The following is a 16,161-nucleotide window of genomic DNA, read 5'->3' on the forward strand; positions in this document are numbered from 1 at the left end:
CCAATCTGACACGCCGTCGACACGCCGTGAAGGGGGAGCCGCTACGCCGGACGGCCCGACAACTCACGGGTCCAGGCCGCGGCCTGACTGCTGAACTCGGCCAACGTCCTCGGTCACAGCACCAGCGGATTCCGCCTCATTCACGTAAGACCAGGGCCCGCCCCGGGCAGCGCGCACAACCCCCACCCACAGTGGGGAGGAAACAGGAACCTGGCTCAAGGTGAACCGTGACAGCGGACGCCAGGGAGGAGGCCAACGGATCGCCTCCGAGGCCCTCGGCTGAACGGGGTCCATCACGTCCTGACCCTCAGCAGCAGCACCGACCGCGCCGCCACCGTCACCGTTTCTCCCCCCGTGAACACCGTCCCCGGCGCCTCGTCCTGGTCCTCCAACGAGGTGTCCACCACCAGCTCGTAGGCCTGTGCCCACGGCGGCCCCGGCAGCCGGAAGTCCGTCGGCCGGTCCGCCGAGTGCAGCACCGTCAGGAAACTGTCGTCCGTCACCTCCACTCCACGCGCGTCACGTCCAGGAATATCGCGCCCGGAGAGATAAAGGGCCACCGTCGCCGCCGGGGCGTACCAGTCCCGCTCCGTCATCTCCGTACCGTCGGAGGTGAACCACGCGAGATCCCGCAGCCCGTCCGCCGCCTGCGCGCGCCCCGAGAAGAAGGCCCGCCGGCGCAGCACCGGATGGGTGTTGCGCAGCGCCAGCAGCCGGGTCGTCAGCTCCAGCAGCCCGCGCGGACCCGCCTGTTCGCGCAGTGACCAGTCGACCCAGCTGATCTCGTTGTCCTGGCAGTACGCGTTGTTGCTGCCGCCCTGCGTACGTCCCATCTCGTCGCCCGCGACCAGCATCGGCACCCCCGTCGACAGCAGCAGCGTCGTCAGCAGGTTGCGCAGCTGCCGCCGCCGGAGCGCGTTGATCCGCGGGTCGTCGCTCTCGCCCTCCGCGCCGCAGTTCCACGACCGGTTGTCGTTCGTGCCGTCGCGGTTGTCCTCGCCGTTGGCCTCGTTGTGCTTGTGCTCATAACTGACCAGGTCGCGCAGGGTGAATCCGTCGTGCGCGGTGATGAAGTTGATCGACGCGTACGGTCGCCGCCCGCCCCAGGCGTACAGATCGCTGGACCCCGACAGCCGGTATCCCAGGTCTCGTACGTCGGGCAGCGCGCCGCGCCAGAAGTCCCGTACGGCATCGCGGTACCGGTCGTTCCACTCCGTCCACAGCGGCGGGAACGAGCCCACCTGGTAGCCGCCGTTGCCCACGTCCCACGGCTCGGCGATCAGCTTGACGCGCCGCAGGACCGGGTCCTGCGCGATCACCGCGAGGAACGGCGAGAGCATGTCCACATCGTGCATCGAGCGCGCCAGCGCCGCCGCCAGGTCGAAGCGGAAGCCGTCGACACCCATCTCGCTCACCCAGTAGCGCAGCGAATCGGTGATCAGACGCAGCACATGGGGCTGCACCACATGCAGGGTGTTGCCGCAGCCGGTGTAGTCCGCATACGTACGGGCGTCGGACCGCAGGCGGTAGTAGCCCCGGTTGTCGATACCGCGCAGCGAGAGTGTCGGACCCAGCTCGCCCGCCTCCGCCGTGTGGTTGTAGACCACGTCGAGGATGACCTCGATCCCGGCGTCATGCAACGCCCGCACCATCCGCTTGAACTCGGCGACCTGCTGACCCGTCGTCCCGCTCGCGGAGTACGCGGCGTGCGGCGCGAAGTAGCCGATGGAGTTGTAGCCCCAGTAGTTGCGCAGCCCGCGCCGCAGCAGATGGTCCTCGTGGGCGTACTGGTGCACCGGCAGCAGCTCGACCGCCGTCACACCCAGACCGACCAGATGCTCGATCGCCGCCGGATGCGCGAGCCCCGCGTAGGTGCCCCGCAGCTCCTCGGGGATGCCCGGATGGAGCTTGGTGAACCCGCGCACATGCAGTTCGTAGATGACCGAGTCCGCCCACGGTGTCTTGGGCCTGCGGTCGTCCATCCACTCGTCGTCGGGCGCGTCGTCGTGGACGACGACGCCCTTGGGGACGTACGGCGCGGAGTCCCGGTCGTCGCGCACGGTGTCCGCGACGCCGCGCTGCGGCCAGTCCCTGACGTGCCCGTAGACCTCGGGGGGCAGTCCATGCGTTCCGTAGTCCCCGTCCACCGCGCGGGCGTACGGGTCGAGCAGCAGCTTCGCCGGATTCCAGCGCGCGCCCGTCCACGGGTCCCAGCGGCCGTACACGCGGTAGCCGTAGCGCTGGCCGGGGCGGACGTCGGGCACGAAGCCGTGCCAGATCTCATGGGTGAGCTCGGTCAGCGGCAGCCGCGTTTCGGTGACCGCTCGCCCCTCGCCGTGATCCGCGCCGTCCGCGCCGCCCGCGTCGTCGAACAGGCACAGCTCGACCGCCTCGGCCCCGCCCGCCCAGAGCGCGAAATTGGTCCCGGCGACCCCGTCGGGACCGACCCGGAAGCGCGCCCCGAGCGGCGTGGGCGTGCCGGGCCACACGGTCGGCGTCGCGCGGGTGGCCCGATCTCTGTGGCGGCCGTTGACCCCGGCCGCGGGGAGGGGGCGGGGCAGCTCTCCCCGCAATCCCTCCCGCGCTGTTTCCTGCTCGGCTGCGCTGGACACTGTCCGGCCTCCCGCGGCTCATCGGACCCCGCGACGCCGGGTTCGCGGCGTCCCGGCCGCGGCACCCACGTGGAGCCTCCCACCTTTTCTGCCCGCGCCACTCTGATGCCAACACGTACGGCCCCAACCCGGACGGAGCCCGGACGGGGCCGGAGCGCGGCAGTCCGGGGGGACCAAACGGCCTATCCCTCACGTTTCCCCCGGAGAAGATGATCGTTGGGCGGTACGTGAGACACGTACTGAGGCGCGCGGGGCACGGCACAGCCGTCGTCCTGACATGGGCAGGACTGATGGGGCTGCTGGCCGTACTGCTGGCAGGACTCGCCGGATGCACCGGCGGGGCGCTCGACATCGCCAACAAGCCGCGGTCACCCGAGGACGCGATCCAGATCATGCCCAAGGACGGCGCGAGGGGGGTCGGCAGGGAGGACCCGCTGGAGGTGAAGCTGACCGGCGGACGACTCGAACGGGTCAAGGTCGTCCAAGTCGCTGACGAGCGGCCGACCGAGCTCGCCGGCCGGATCTCCGAGGACGGCCTGCGGTGGAATCCGGCCCCGGGCGCCCGCCTCGACCTGGCGGCCAAGTACACCGTGGACGTGGTGGCGCTGGACGGCCACGGCCGCCGCTCGGCCCGCCACACCACCTTCACCACGCAGATTCCCGAGCGCCGCTTCATCGGCTACTTCAAACCGGAGAACCGCGCGACCGTCGGCACCGGCATGATCGTGTCCTTCGGCTTCAACCGGCCGATCGAGAACCGCAAGGCCGTCGAGAGCGCCATCCGCGTCAGTTCCGACCCGCCCGTCGAGATCGTGGGCCACTGGTTCGGCAAGGAACGCCTCGACTTCCGCCCGCGCGAGTACTGGAAGCCGGGCACCAAGGTCACAGTCGACATGCGGCTGCGCGATGTCCAGTCCGCGCCGGGGGTGTACGGCATCCAGCAGAAGACCGTCGAGTTCACGGTCGGCCGCTCCCAGGTCACGCTGGTCGACGCGGAGGCGCACACCATGGAGGTACGGCGCGACGGCAAGGTCCTGGCGACCGTGCCGATCACGGCGGGAGCGCCCAAGACGACGACGTACAACGGAAAAATGGTCGTCTCCGAGATGTTCGACGTGACCCGGATGAACGGCGCGACCGTCGGCTTCACGAAGCGGGACGGCAAGAGTGAGTACGACATCAAGGACGTGCCGCACGCGCTGCGGCTCACCGACTCGGGGACGTTCCTGCACGGCAACTACTGGGCCGCGCCGGAGACTTTCGGCAGGACGAACGTCAGTCACGGCTGTGTCGGACTGCGCGACGTCAAGGGCGGCAGCGCCGACACTCCGGCCGGGTGGTTCTTCGACCGGACACTGATCGGCGATGTGGTCGAGGTCGTCAACTCGCGTGACAAGACAGTCGACCCGGGCAACGGTCTCAGCGGCTGGAACCTGGACTGGGAGCTCTGGAAGGCGGGTTCCGCGCTGCCCTGACTCCTCCCTGACTCCTCCCTGTCTCCCTCACCTGTCTCCCCTCGCTGACCTGCGAGGCGTGCGCCGTCTCAAGTGAGCCCCGCGGACAAGCTGGGACTGAACGGTGACATTCGCGACGAGGATCACCCACCCCCAATGTGATTATCTAGCGCGGTGCGCGTGTGAGGCGCGCCGGGGGAGCGGGTTGTGGCACGGCCAGGCCGTGCGAGGGGAGAGAACAACTGTGAACGGGCAGCCGATATCGGGGGCATCGGCCGGGGCCGGAAGCGGACGCGCGCGCAAGCGACGCGCCGCTCTGCCGGCTCTGGTGCTGGGGGCGTTGCTGGTGCTGGTGACAGCGTGCGGGGGCAGTGGCTCCGGCAAGGGCGACGACAAGAACGACGGCAAGAAGGACGGCGGGAAGGTCGGTAACACGGCCTCCCAGGCGGTGGTGACCATCGCGCCCAAGGACGGCGCCAAGTCGGTCGCCACCAGCGGCGCGCTCAAGGTCACCGCCGCGGGCGGCAAGCTGACGACGGTCACGGTCCAGGACGACAAGGGCGTCGCGGTCGAGGGCAAGGTCGCGGCGGACGGTGCCAGTTGGCAGCCGTCGCAGCATCTGGCGGGCTCCACCAAGTACAAGGTGCACGCCATCGCCAAGGACGCGGACGGCCTCGAGTCGGCGAAGGACGCCGCCTTCACCACACTGGTACCGAAGAACACCTTCCTCGGCCAGTACACGCCCGAGGACGGCTCGACCGTCGGCGTCGGCATGCCGGTCTCGGTCAACTTCACCCGGGGCATCACCGACCCCGCGGCCGTCGAGAAGGCCATCACGGTGACCGCGGAGCCCGCTGTCCCGGTCGAGGGCCACTGGTTCGGCAACGACCGCCTCGACTTCCGCCCGGACAAGTACTGGGCCCCGGGTACCAAAGTGACGGTCAAGCTCAACCTGGACGGCGTCGAGGGACGCCCGGGGGTGTACGGCAAGCAGTCCAAGACGCTGAAGTTCACCATCGGCCGCAGCCAGGTCTCCACCGTGGACGCGACCGAGAAGACGATGAAGGTCGTACGGGACGGCAAGCTGCTCAAGACCATCCCGATCACCGCGGGCGCGCCGTCGACCACGACGTACAACGGCACGATGGTCATCAGCGAGAAGTACAAGGTGACCCGGATGAACGGCGCCACCGTGGGCTTCGGCGGTGAGTACGACATCAAGGACGTGCCGCACGCGATGCGCCTGTCCACCTCGGGCACCTTCATCCACGGCAACTACTGGGCCTCGTCGGGGACCTTCGGATCGTCGAACGTCAGCCACGGCTGTGTGGGGCTGCGCGATGTACGCGGTGCGTACGACGGCAACACCCCGGCGGCCTGGCTCTACGAGCGGTCGCTGATCGGTGACGTGGTGATCGTGAAGAACTCCAAGGACAAGACGATCGCCCCGGAGAACGGCCTGAACGGCTGGAACATGTCCTGGGCGGACTGGACGAAGTAGTCCTCGCTCTTTCGAACGTTCTTGTACGGACCCGGTGCTGTCAGCGACAGCACCGGGTCCGCTGTCGTTAGCGCCGGTTAACCTGCCTGCATGACTGTGAACCTTGAGGTCTCCGAAGGCGTCGGCACCATCCGACTGGACCGCCCGCCCATGAACGCGCTGGACATGGCCGTCCAGGACCGGCTGCGCGAGCTCGCCGTGGAGGCGGGCAGCCGCGACGACGTACGGGCCGTGATTCTGTACGGCGGCGAGAAGGTGTTCGCGGCGGGCGCGGACATCAAGGAGATGCGGGACATGGACCACACGGCGATGATCGTACGGTCCCGGGCTCTCCAGGAGTCCTTCACCGCCGTCGCCCGCATCCCCAAACCCGTCGTCGCCGCCGTCACCGGCTACGCCCTCGGCGGCGGCTGCGAATTGGCCCTCTGCGCCGACTTCAGGATCGCCGCCGACTCCGCCAAGCTCGGCCAGCCCGAGATCCTGCTCGGGCTGATCCCGGGCGCGGGCGGCACCCAGCGGCTGTCGCGGCTGGTGGGGCCCTCCAAGGCCAAGGACCTGATCTTCACCGGCCGGATGGTCAAGGCGGAGGAGGCGCTCACGATGGGGCTCGTCGACCGGGTCGTCCCGGCGGCCGAGGTGTACGAGCAGGCGCACGCCTGGGCCGCCAGGCTCGCCCAGGGCCCCGCCCTCGCGCTGCGCGCCGCCAAGGAGTCCATCGACGCCGGTCTTGAGACGGACATCGAGACGGGCCTCGCCATCGAACGCAACTGGTTCGCGGGCCTGTTCGCCACGGAGGACCGCGAGCGCGGCATGCGCAGCTTTGTGGAGGAGGGCCCGGGCAAGGCCAAGTTCCTCTGAAGCCCGCGCGCTTCGGCGATCACTCGAAAGAGGGGTATTGGCGCAGTTGACGGCGGGTAGGGAGACCGGCGCGCGGCCAGTCTTATAGGTATTTTCATTCCACCGGAGCGTTAGATTTCGGGGGTCCTATTCCCCTGGAACGGCCGCGTTTCCACTCCATCGCGGCCATGATGGATCCATGGCGGGCCTGGAGGGTGTGGAGCAACCGCGGCAGCGCGTCGGCGCGACCGCGGCACGGTGGTTACCGGCCGTCGAGGACGATCAGGCGCTCAGGGCCCTGGAGTTGTTCGGCGACCCGACTGAGGGGGAAGTTCAGTTGCCGTCCCGCCCCGAATCAGCGGCCACCGCACGGCGGCTGACACAGTGTGTGGTGCTGCGCCATTGGGCTCTGTCCGCGCAGATCGCCGAGGACGCTGTGTTACTCGTCTCGGAGCTCGTCGGCAACGCGGTACGTCACACGGGCGCGCGGGCCTTCGGGCTGCGGATGCTGCGCCGCCGCGGCTGGATCCGGGTCGAGGTCCGCGATCCCTCGCGCGGCCTGCCCTGTCTGATGCCGGTCCAGGAGATGGACACCAGCGGCCGGGGCCTGTTCCTGGTCGACATGCTCTCCGACCGGTGGGGCGTGGATCTGCTGCCGCGCGGCAAGACCACCTGGTTCGAGATGCGCGTGGCCGACCGCTGATCGCTGATCACTGACAGACGGGGAGAAACACAGAAGCCCCCGCGGAGGGGGCTTCTGTGTTTGCCGTGGATCGGGGGGGTGTATCCACGGCGGCTTACGACGACCTGGCCCGGGTCAATGGGGGTCGTAGAAACAACTATGGCAGACGGGCGGCCGTACGCCAAAAGCTCTCACTGGGTTATATCCCGGCAAATGGTGCATTCCGGAAATGAATCACAGGTAAATGTGCATTGCCAACCTTATAAGTGTTGGATAAATATGGGTTACGGCGAGTGATTCGTCGATCGCCCGCTCGGCGTGGCGTTCCGCGCCCGCGACCCGTAAATGCCGCGAACCGGTTCAATCATTACCTTCCGGCCAGACCGCGCCTACTGTGACTTTCCGTGACGACGACTCCCCTCACCAAGCGGGCCACCGTGCTCCTCGCGGGCGCCGTGCTCGCCGTGCTCGCCCCGCTCGCGGCCTGCGGCTCACCCGACGGCAAGCCGCAGGCGCGCTCCACCAAGGCCGAGCGGCCCGCCAAGCGCAAGAACGTCGCCCCGGCCGGGCTCCCCGGCATGCCGCCGGTGCTCGACCCCGACGACATCTACGCGGCGGACCGGCCGGGCCTGCTCTCGCCGGTGGTCAGGGGCTTCCCCTCACGGGTGTACGTCCCCAACACCAACTCCAACACCGTCTCGGTCATCGACCCCAAGACGTACAAGGTCATCGAGACGATCCGGGTCGGCGTCCAGCCGCAGCACGTCGTCCCGTCCTGGGACCTGAAGACCCTGTGGGTCAACAACAACCGCGGCCACACACTCACCCCCATCAACCCGGCCACCGGCGCCGCGGGCAAGCCGGTCGAGGCACACGACCCGTACAACCTCTACTTCACGCCCAACGGCAAGTACGCCGTCGTCATGGCCTCCTTGGACCGCGAGCTGGTCTTCCGCGACCCGCACACCATGAACCGCGTCAAGACCGTGCCGGTCTCCTGCAGCGGCGTCAACCACGCGGACTTCTCCGCCGACGGCCGGTACTTCATCGTCTCCTGCGAGTTCTCCGGCGAACTGCTGAAGGTGGACACCGAGCGGATGCGGGTCATCCGTCAGCAGAAGCTCCCCTTCAAGGGCGCGATGCCACAGGACGTGAAGCTCTCCCCGGACGGCAGGACCTTCTACATCGCGGACATGACGGCGCACGGCATGTGGGTCCTCGACGGCAAGTCGTTCGACACGCCCACGCTGCTGCCCACCGGCAAGGGGTGCCACGGCCTCTACGTCAGCCGCGATTCCCGGAAGATGTACGTCACCAATCGCGGCGAGGGTTCCGTCTCCCTCTTCGATTTCGGGCAGCGCAAGCTGACCGAGAAGTGGTGGCTGCCGGACGGCGGGAGCCCCGACATGGGCGGGGTCTCGGCGGACGGCAAGGTGCTGTGGCTGTCCGGGCGTTACAACTCCGAGGTGTACGCGATCGACACCGCGACCGGCCGCCAGCTGGCCCGCATCCCGGTGGGCAGCGGCCCGCACGGCCTCGCGGTCTACCCGCAGCCCGGCCGCTACTCGCTCGGGCACACCGGCGTCTTCCGCTGACGGGCCTTTCGCGGGCGGTCAGCCGCTGTCAGCCGGCCACCAGCAGCGCCTCGGACCCCACCGGCCTGAACCCCGCCGCCTGGAACGTCCGCACACTGCGGGCGTTGCCCGGCGGCTGCTGCGACCACACCACGGAGTCCTCCACCAAGTGGCGGGCGGCGAGGGCGAGCCGGAGCCCCAGGCCCCGGCCGCGCGCGTCTTCGTCCACCTCGATCGCGGCCTCCCAGCGGCCCGCGACGCCCCGGCCCAGGATCAGCACCCCGCCGTCGGCGGCCCACACGCGTACGCCGTCGCGGTACTTCAGTGCCCGCGCCACGCGGGGGTGCTCCGGGTCCTCGATCTCGCGCAGTTCCAGGTCCGGATCACCCGGCAGTGCCCCGGCGACGGTCACCATGTCGATCGTGCTCATCGAACGGCCGGTACGGGCCAGCAGCGCGGCCAGGAACAGGGGGTTCATCGCGGCGGCCAGCCGGTCGGAGTCGGTGGCGGCGAGCTCCGACCGTATCCACTCCGGATCCTCGTCCGTGAAGATCACCGAGTGCGCGGTGAACGCCACCACGCCCGCGTCGCGCGTATGCGGCTGCCCGATCACGGTGACGCCGCCGTCCTGCGGCGGGAACTCCCCGCGTGCCGCCGCGGCCAGAATCCCCGCCAGTGCGCTGCTCATGCCACATCCCCCTCCATGCCTGTCATATCAGGGCAGTTAACCTGACCTCCGTCAGTTGTGCACCAAGAAAAGGCGGAAGCAGTGGCGGACATCGAAGAGGCGCGCAGGGCGTTCAAGCGCTACGACCTGAACGAAGACGGCCTGATCACGGCGGCCGAGTACAAGAGCGTGATGGCGCAGCTGGGCGACTTCAACGTCACCGAGACGGTCGCCGAGGCAGTGATCAAGACGAAGGACGCCAACGGCGACGGTCAGCTGACCTTCGACGAGTTCTGGGCCTCGCTGAACAAGGCCTGACGAAGGCCTGACCCAGGGTCTGAGCCCCCACCGCAGAGGCTCCCCGGAGCGGGCGGCACCCCGGCCCGCCTCCGGGGGCCCGCTGTCGGCCCGCTGTCGTCAGTTCTGGGCCGCCACAGCCGCGTCCAGCGTCGGCAGCATCTGGAAGACCTCCAGCACACCGCTTGCCCGGAACACGCGCAGGATCGCGGGCCGGTCGCAGATCACCCACAGCCGCCCGCCGTTCGAGGCGGTCCGCCGCAGTGCCCGGCACAGCAGCGTCAGTCCCGAGCAGTCGAAGAACGCCACCTGCGTCAGATCGACCAGCACCTCATGGTCGCGGACCGCGGTGACCACATCCAGATACGCCCCGATGAGCGAGCACGCCGCGATGTCGATCTCGCCGTGCAGTTCGACGACCGTACGGTCCTGGCCGCGGTGGACCGTCCCGTACGGTCCCGGCAGGGCGATGCGTAACACTGACGACCTGGATGACCTGGTGGTCAGCCCCTCGGCCATGGTGTTTCTCCTTGCTGCGACGGCGCGATCGGGCCACCGGGGGCTGGGGCGTGAGGGCAGAATGGCGAGATTAGTTCGCCGGTTAGTGCGAGTGGCGGCGAAGAAACGTTCTGGCCGTGGAAAGTCCCTCGTCCGGGTGAATGCGCGTGAAATCGCTTGACTTGGCTTGACTCGGCTTTGCTGTGCCGCCTGACTCAAGAGCTGAAGCTCAGCACTCGATGATGTTCACCGCGAGGCCGCCGCGCGCGGTCTCCTTGTACTTCACCGACATATCGGCCCCGGTCTCCTTCATGGTCTTGATGACCTTGTCCAGGGAGACCTTGTGGCTGCCGTCGCCGCGCATCGCCATCTTTGCCGCCGTCACCGCCTTGACCGCCCCCATGCCGTTGCGCTCGATGCAGGGAATCTGCACGAGCCCGCCCACAGGGTCGCAGGTCAGCCCGAGATTGTGCTCCATGCCGATCTCCGCGGCGTTCTCGACCTGCTCGGGGGTGCCGCCGATCACCTCGGCGAACGCGCCCGCCGCCATCGAGCAGGCGGAGCCGACCTCGCCCTGGCAGCCGACCTCGGCGCCGGAGATGGAGGCGTTCTCCTTGAAAAGCATGCCGATCGCGCCCGCGGACAGTAGGAAACGGACCACACCCTCCTCGTCCGCGCCCGGCACGAAGTTCATGTAGTAGTGCAGCACGGCCGGGATGATGCCCGCGGCGCCGTTGGTCGGGGCGGTGACGACCCGGCCGCCCGCGGCGTTCTCCTCGTTGACGGCCATCGCGTACAGCGTGATCCACTCCATCGCGCGGGCCGGGGCATCGCCCTCGGCGCGCAGCTGACGGGCGGAGTTGGCCGCGCGGCGGCGCACTTTCAGGCCACCGGGCAGGATCCCCTCGCGGGACATGCCGCGCGCGACGCAGTCCTGCATGGACCGCCAGATCTCCAGCAGCCCCCGGCGGATCTCGTCCTCGGTGCGCCAGGCCTTCTCGTTCTCCAGCATCAGCGCGGAGATGGACAGACCGGTCTCCCGGGCGAGCCGCAGCAGCTCGTCGCCGGTGCGGAAGGGGTACTTCAGGACAGTGTCGTCCAGCTTGATCCGGTCCTCGCCGACGGCGTCCTCGTCCACGACGAAACCGCCGCCCACCGAGTAGTACGTCTTCTCCAGGACGGCCGCGCCCTCCGCGTCGTACGCGAAGAGCGTCATGCCGTTGGCGTGGTACGGCAGTGCCTGGCGCCGGTGCAGGATCAGATCCGCGTCGAAATCGAAGCCGATCTCGTGCATACCGAGCAGATTGAGCCTGCCCTCGGTGCGGATGTGCTCGACCCGGGCGTCCGCGGTCTCGATGTCGACGGTACGGGGGGAGTCGCCCTCCAGGCCGAGCAGGACGGCCTTGGGGGTGCCGTGGCCGTGGCCGGTCGCTCCCAGGGAGCCGTAGAGCTCGGCCCGTATCGCGGTGGTGTGGACCAGCAGGCCCTCGTTCTTCAGCCGGCGGGCGAACAGGGCGGCGGCGCGCATGGGACCGACGGTGTGGGAGCTGGACGGGCCGATGCCGATCGAGAACAGGTCGAAGACCGAGATGGCCACGGAGGTACTCCTATAGAGGGTTGGCGGACGTCGTTGTCTGCCGGGGTGGTGCGGGGGCGTGCGGGCAGCGCATGGCGCGGGGCACCGCGCGCACTGGACCAGTGTGCGCGGTGCCCCATGAACTCGTACGAAAATTCGACCAAAAGTGTGCGGAATTACTTCAGGCCGGGGTAAAGCGGGTGGGCCGCGGCCAGTGCCGAGACCCGCGCGGCCAGCGCCTGGGTGTCGTATGCCGGCTTCAGCGTTTCGGCGATGATGTCCGCCACCTCGCGGAAGTCGGCGTCCTGGAAGCCGCGAGTGGCCAGCGCCGGGGTGCCGATCCGCAGACCCGAGGTGACCATCGGGGGGCGCGGGTCGTTCGGGATGGCGTTGCGGTTGACCGTGATGCCCACCTCGTGGAGGCGGTCCTCGGCCTGCCGGCCGTCCAGCTCGGAGTCGCGCAGGTCGACCAGGACCAGATGCACGTCCGTACCGCCGGACAGGACGGCGACGCCGTGCTCGGTCACATCGGCCTGGCACAGGCGCTCGGCGAGGATATGGGCGCCGTCCAGGGTGCGCTGCTGGCGCTCCTTGAACTCCTCGGACGCCGCGACCTTGAAGGAGACCGCCTTCGCCGCGATGACGTGCTCCAGCGGGCCGCCCTGCTGACCGGGGAAGACCGCGGAGTTGATCTTCTTGGCGAGCTCGGCCGTCGACAGGATCACACCGCCGCGCGGACCGCCGAGGGTCTTGTGGGTGGTCGTGGTGACCACATGGGCGTGCGGTACCGGGTTCGGGTGCAGGCCGGCGGCGACCAGGCCCGCGAAGTGGGCCATGTCGACCATCAGATACGCGCCGACCTCGTCCGCGACCCGCCGGAACGCGGCGAAGTCGAGCTGACGCGGGTACGCGGACCAGCCGGCCACGATCAGCTTCGGCCTGGACTCCTTGGCGAGCCGCTCGACCTCGGCCATGTCCACGCGGCCGGTGGCGTCGTCGACGTGGTACGCGACGACGTTGTACAGCTTGCCCGAGAAGTTGATCTTCATGCCGTGGGTCAGGTGCCCGCCGTGGGCGAGGTTCAGACCCATGATCGTGTCGCCGGGCTTGAGCAGCGCGAACATGGCGGCGGCGTTGGCCTGCGCGCCGGAGTGCGGCTGGACATTGGCGTGCTCGGCGCCGAAGAGCTCCTTGACGCGGTCGATGGCGATCTGCTCGACCACGTCGACGTGCTCGCAGCCGCCGTAGTAGCGGCGGCCCGGGTAGCCCTCGGCGTACTTGTTGGTGAGGACGGAGCCCTGGGCCTCCATGACCGCGACCGGAGCGAAGTTCTCCGAGGCGATCATTTCGAGGGTGGACTGCTGGCGGTGGAGCTCGGCGTCGACGGCGGCGGCGACGTCCGGGTCCAGCTCATGGAGAGGGGTGTTGAGAAGAGACATGGCCATACGTCCTTAAGCCTTAGGAGCCGGAGAACTCGGTGTAGGCGTCCGCGGAGAGCAGGTCCTTCGGCTCCTCCGCGACGCGCACCTTGAAGAGCCAGCCGCCCTCGAAGGGGGCGGAATTCACCAGCGACGGGTCGTCCACGACATCCTGGTTCGCGGCGACGACCTCACCGGTGACCGGCGAGTACAGCTCGCTGACCGACTTGGTCGACTCCAGCTCACCGCAGGTCTCGCCCGCGGTCACGGTGTCACCGACGGCCGGGAGCTGCACGAACACCACGTCGCCGAGCGCGTTCGCCGCGTGCTCCGTGATGCCGACCGTCGACACGCCGTTCTCGGCGGCCGACAGCCACTCGTGCTCCTTGCTGTAGCGCAGCTGCTGGGGATTGCTCATGGCGTGAATTCTCCTGTACGCGGGGGAGTGCTGAGGTACGTGACCGAGTGGCCTGGATGTGGCCTGGATTACTTCTGACTACTACCGATGACTGCTACCGACTGCTTCTGGCTACTTCTGGCGCTTGTAGAACGGCAGCGCGACGACCTCGTACGCCTCATGGGTGCCACGGATGTCGACGCAGACGTCCTGGGTGCCCGGGGCGGCGTGCGCCGCGTCGACGTACGCCATGGCGATCGGCCGGCCCAGGGTGGGGGAGGGCGCGCCGGAGGTGACCTCGCCGATGACCTCGCCGCCCGCGACCACGGCCATGCCCGCGCGGGGCACCCGGCGGCCCTCGGCGATCAGGCCGACCAGCTTGCGCGGCGGGCTGGTCGCGGCGCGCTCGGCGGCGGCGCTCAGGGCCTCGCGGCCCACGAAGTCACCGGCCTTCTCGAATTTCACGACGCGGCCGAGGCCCGCGTCGAAGGGGGTCAGCCCAGTGGTCAGCTCGTGCCCGTACAGCGGCATGCCCGCCTCCAGACGCAGCGTGTCCCGGCAGGACAGCCCGCAGGGGACCAGGCCGGCGGGGGCTCCCCCATGGCCTTCGGCATGGGAGGGACCCCCAGCCTCGGTCAGCGCCTGCCAGAGCTGCTGGGCGTACTGCGGCTCGACGAAGAGTTCGAAGCCGTCCTCGCCGGTGTAGCCCGTACGGGCGATCAGCGCGGGGACGCCGGCGACCGTGCCGGGCAGACCCGCGTAGTACTTCAGTCCGTCGAGGTCGGCGTCGGTCAGCGACTTGAGGATGCCGGGGGACTCGGGGCCCTGGATGGCGAGCAGGGCGTACGCGTCACGGTCGTCGCGGACCTCGGCGTCGAAGCCGTCGGCGCGGGCGGTGATCGCGTCGAGGACGGTCTGCGCGTTGGAGGCGTTGGCGACGACCATGTACTCGGTCTCGCCGAGGCGGTACACGATCAGGTCGTCGAGGATCCCGCCGTCCTCCTGGCAGATCATGGTGTAGCGGGCGCGGCCGACGCCGATCGTCGCGATGTTGCCGACCAGCGAGTAGTCCAGACAGGCGGCGGCCTCGGGCCCGGTGACGGTGATCTCGCCCATGTGGGAGAGGTCGAAGAGACCGGCACTGGTGCGGACGGCGTTGTGCTCGTCGCGCTCACTGGCGTAGCGCAGGGGCATGTCCCAGCCCGCGAAGTCGGTCATGGTCGCGCCGAGCGCACGGTGGACGGCGTCGAGTGCGGTCAGACGGGGGACGTTGCTCATGGATATGGCTCCCAGGGCATGGCTGGCCGACGAGGACAAGGCGAGGTCAGTCCTCCCCATCTGTCATCGGAACCTGAGAGGTTCATCGCGATCGTACGTACTGATGGGTACGGACGGTCGTGACTTGCACCGTGGGTGGGGCCGCTCGACAGCGGCCCGCTTTTCAGATCTGCCTCATCGCACGCGGTACTGGGCCTGAGAGATTCAAGGGAGGGACTTGCTCCTTCGGCGCCCGGCGCACTGTGGCCAGGACTCTCCCGCGTGGATTCAAGCGGCCGGTATGCAGTTGGCGCGCACATCATTGCACGCATCATGGGGAAGTGGGCGGGTGGGGCGGTCCGTCCCGGCCTGCCCTGAGGCCGGTCTCGACTTGGCCTCAGCTTGTCCTCAATTTGTCCTCGGCGTGTCCCGAGCCCGTCCGCAGCCGCAGAACTATGGTGGGGCATTACCATTTCTTTACACTTCATGGGCAAGGGTGGGTGATCCGACATGGGGGAGCGTGATGACGTTGCAGCCGTCCGAGGCCTACGTTGCGACCGCGGGGGTGCCCGCCCGGCCGGACATGCCGGTACGGGACCTGTGCGGGGCGTCCGTGCCCGTACTCAGAGACCTGAGGGGCCGCTCGGGGCGCACTCCGCACAGTCTGGTTTTCGCCACCGGTGATGTGGTGGTCGTCTCCGGTCTGCCCGGCAGCGGGAAGTCCACGCTGATCCGGCGGGCGGCGCGCGGACGCGGGATCGACTCACAGGACACGCGCGACCGGTGGGACGCGCGGATGCCGCGGTTGCTGCCGTACGCGGTGTACCGCCCGTTCGTACGGATCGCCCACTACGCGGGGCTGCGGCGGGCGCTGCGCTCCGGCGAGAGCGTCGTCGTGCACGACTGCGGCACGCAGGCGTGGGTACGGCGCTGGCTGGCCCGCGAGACCCGGCGCCGGGGGAGCGGGCTGCACCTGGTGCTGCTGGACGTCGCCCCCGAGGTGGCCCGGGCGGGCCAGCGGGAGCGGGGCCGGGGCGTCTCCGGATACGCCTTCGCGAGGCACCGGCGGGCGGTGGGCCGCCTGATCGGCGAGGCGGAGGAGGGGAGGCTGCCGGGGGGCTGCGTGTCGGCGGTGCTGCTGGACAGGGATGCGGCGGGGGTGCTGGGGCGGGTGGGGTTCGGGGAGGCGTAGCTCGCGCTTGCGGGGTGCGGTGCGGTGCGTGCGGGGTGTCGGGTGCGGGGTGCGCCTGCGGCGGGCCTGTTCCCCTACCCGCCCCTTCCCGTAACTGGGGGCTCCGCCCCCAGACCCCCGGTCCTCAATCGCCGGACGGGCTGGAAATCAAGCCTCGCCGGCGATTGAGGCGCGGGGTTCGGGGCGGGCCCCGGCAAGG

The 16,161-nt window shown here is 69.3% G+C and carries 14 protein-coding genes and 1 riboswitch; of the genes, 7 read left to right on the forward strand and 7 right to left on the reverse strand.

The genetic code is table 11. The features are described from left to right. Positions 1-293: 293 nt before the first annotated feature. Positions 294-2,612, reverse strand: coding sequence for a glycogen debranching protein GlgX (gene glgX / locus ACIHCQ_RS11235; RefSeq protein WP_399660433.1), 2,319 nt, complete (start codon positions 2,610-2,612; stop codon positions 294-296). A gap of 227 nt (positions 2,613-2,839) precedes the next feature. Between glgX and ACIHCQ_RS11240 the strand changes: the two genes are divergently transcribed. The 5 genes from ACIHCQ_RS11240 (at position 2,840) to ACIHCQ_RS11260 (ending at position 8,681) form a co-directional block, all read left to right on the forward strand. Further along, positions 2,840-4,087, forward strand: a complete 1,248-nt coding sequence (locus ACIHCQ_RS11240) for an Ig-like domain-containing protein (protein ID WP_399660436.1) — start codon at positions 2,840-2,842, stop codon at positions 4,085-4,087. A gap of 223 nt (positions 4,088-4,310) precedes the next feature. Next, complete coding sequence (locus ACIHCQ_RS11245; protein ID WP_399660439.1) at positions 4,311-5,567, forward strand: Ig-like domain-containing protein; 1,257 nt, start codon at positions 4,311-4,313, stop codon at positions 5,565-5,567. 90 nt (positions 5,568-5,657) lie between these two features. Continuing rightward, positions 5,658-6,425 carry an enoyl-CoA hydratase/isomerase family protein gene (locus tag ACIHCQ_RS11250; RefSeq protein WP_399660441.1) on the forward strand — a complete coding sequence of 256 codons (768 nt, stop codon included), beginning with the start codon at positions 5,658-5,660 and terminating at the stop codon, positions 6,423-6,425. 178 nt (positions 6,426-6,603) lie between these two features. Continuing rightward, the gene (locus ACIHCQ_RS11255; RefSeq protein WP_399660444.1) at positions 6,604-7,107 is read left to right on the forward strand and encodes an ATP-binding protein; all 504 of its coding nucleotides are present in this window, start codon (positions 6,604-6,606) and stop codon (positions 7,105-7,107) included. Between the two features lie 383 nt (positions 7,108-7,490). Further along, positions 7,491-8,681, forward strand: coding sequence for a YncE family protein (locus ACIHCQ_RS11260; RefSeq protein ID WP_399660447.1), 1,191 nt, complete (start codon positions 7,491-7,493; stop codon positions 8,679-8,681). Between the two features lie 28 nt (positions 8,682-8,709). Here ACIHCQ_RS11260 and ACIHCQ_RS11265 read toward each other — a convergent pair whose 3' ends face one another. Beyond that, on the reverse strand, positions 8,710-9,348 hold the full coding sequence (locus tag ACIHCQ_RS11265) for a GNAT family N-acetyltransferase (protein ID WP_399660450.1): 639 nt from the start codon (positions 9,346-9,348) through the stop codon (positions 8,710-8,712). An 81-nt stretch (positions 9,349-9,429) separates the two neighbouring features. On the opposite strand from ACIHCQ_RS11265, the gene ACIHCQ_RS11270 reads away from it, so the two are divergent. Further along, positions 9,430-9,645: an EF-hand domain-containing protein gene (locus tag ACIHCQ_RS11270; RefSeq protein ID WP_399660452.1), complete on the forward strand. Its 216-nt coding sequence runs from the start codon at positions 9,430-9,432 to the stop codon at positions 9,643-9,645. A 99-nt stretch (positions 9,646-9,744) separates the two neighbouring features. Here the strand turns inward: ACIHCQ_RS11270 and ACIHCQ_RS11275 are convergent, their stop codons facing one another. From ACIHCQ_RS11275 to gcvT, 5 genes are all read right to left on the reverse strand, one after another. Next, positions 9,745-10,143 carry an STAS domain-containing protein gene (locus ACIHCQ_RS11275; RefSeq protein ID WP_399660455.1) on the reverse strand — a complete coding sequence of 133 codons (399 nt, stop codon included), beginning with the start codon at positions 10,141-10,143 and terminating at the stop codon, positions 9,745-9,747. Between the two features lie 208 nt (positions 10,144-10,351). After that, positions 10,352-11,719 carry an L-serine ammonia-lyase gene (locus tag ACIHCQ_RS11280; RefSeq protein WP_399660458.1) on the reverse strand — a complete coding sequence of 456 codons (1,368 nt, stop codon included), beginning with the start codon at positions 11,717-11,719 and terminating at the stop codon, positions 10,352-10,354. 155 nt (positions 11,720-11,874) lie between these two features. Then, positions 11,875-13,137, reverse strand: a complete 1,263-nt coding sequence (gene glyA / locus ACIHCQ_RS11285) for a serine hydroxymethyltransferase (RefSeq protein WP_399660461.1) — start codon at positions 13,135-13,137, stop codon at positions 11,875-11,877. Positions 13,138-13,156: 19 nt separating this feature from the next. Continuing rightward, positions 13,157-13,534, reverse strand: a complete 378-nt coding sequence (gene gcvH / locus ACIHCQ_RS11290; RefSeq protein WP_399660464.1) for a glycine cleavage system protein GcvH — start codon at positions 13,532-13,534, stop codon at positions 13,157-13,159. A gap of 111 nt (positions 13,535-13,645) precedes the next feature. Then, on the reverse strand, positions 13,646-14,791 hold the full coding sequence (gene gcvT / locus ACIHCQ_RS11295; protein WP_399660467.1) for a glycine cleavage system aminomethyltransferase GcvT: 1,146 nt from the start codon (positions 14,789-14,791) through the stop codon (positions 13,646-13,648). A 174-nt stretch (positions 14,792-14,965) separates the two neighbouring features. Then, positions 14,966-15,061, reverse strand: a riboswitch (glycine riboswitch). A gap of 232 nt (positions 15,062-15,293) precedes the next feature. On the opposite strand from gcvT, the gene ACIHCQ_RS11300 reads away from it, so the two are divergent. Then, on the forward strand, positions 15,294-15,962 hold the full coding sequence (locus tag ACIHCQ_RS11300) for an AAA family ATPase (RefSeq protein ID WP_399660470.1): 669 nt from the start codon (positions 15,294-15,296) through the stop codon (positions 15,960-15,962). Positions 15,963-16,161 lie beyond the last annotated feature (199 nt).

The sequence above is a fragment of the Streptomyces sp. NPDC052236 genome, assembly GCF_044548015.1.
In the GTDB taxonomy this organism is placed as follows: domain Bacteria; phylum Actinomycetota; class Actinomycetes; order Streptomycetales; family Streptomycetaceae; genus Streptomyces.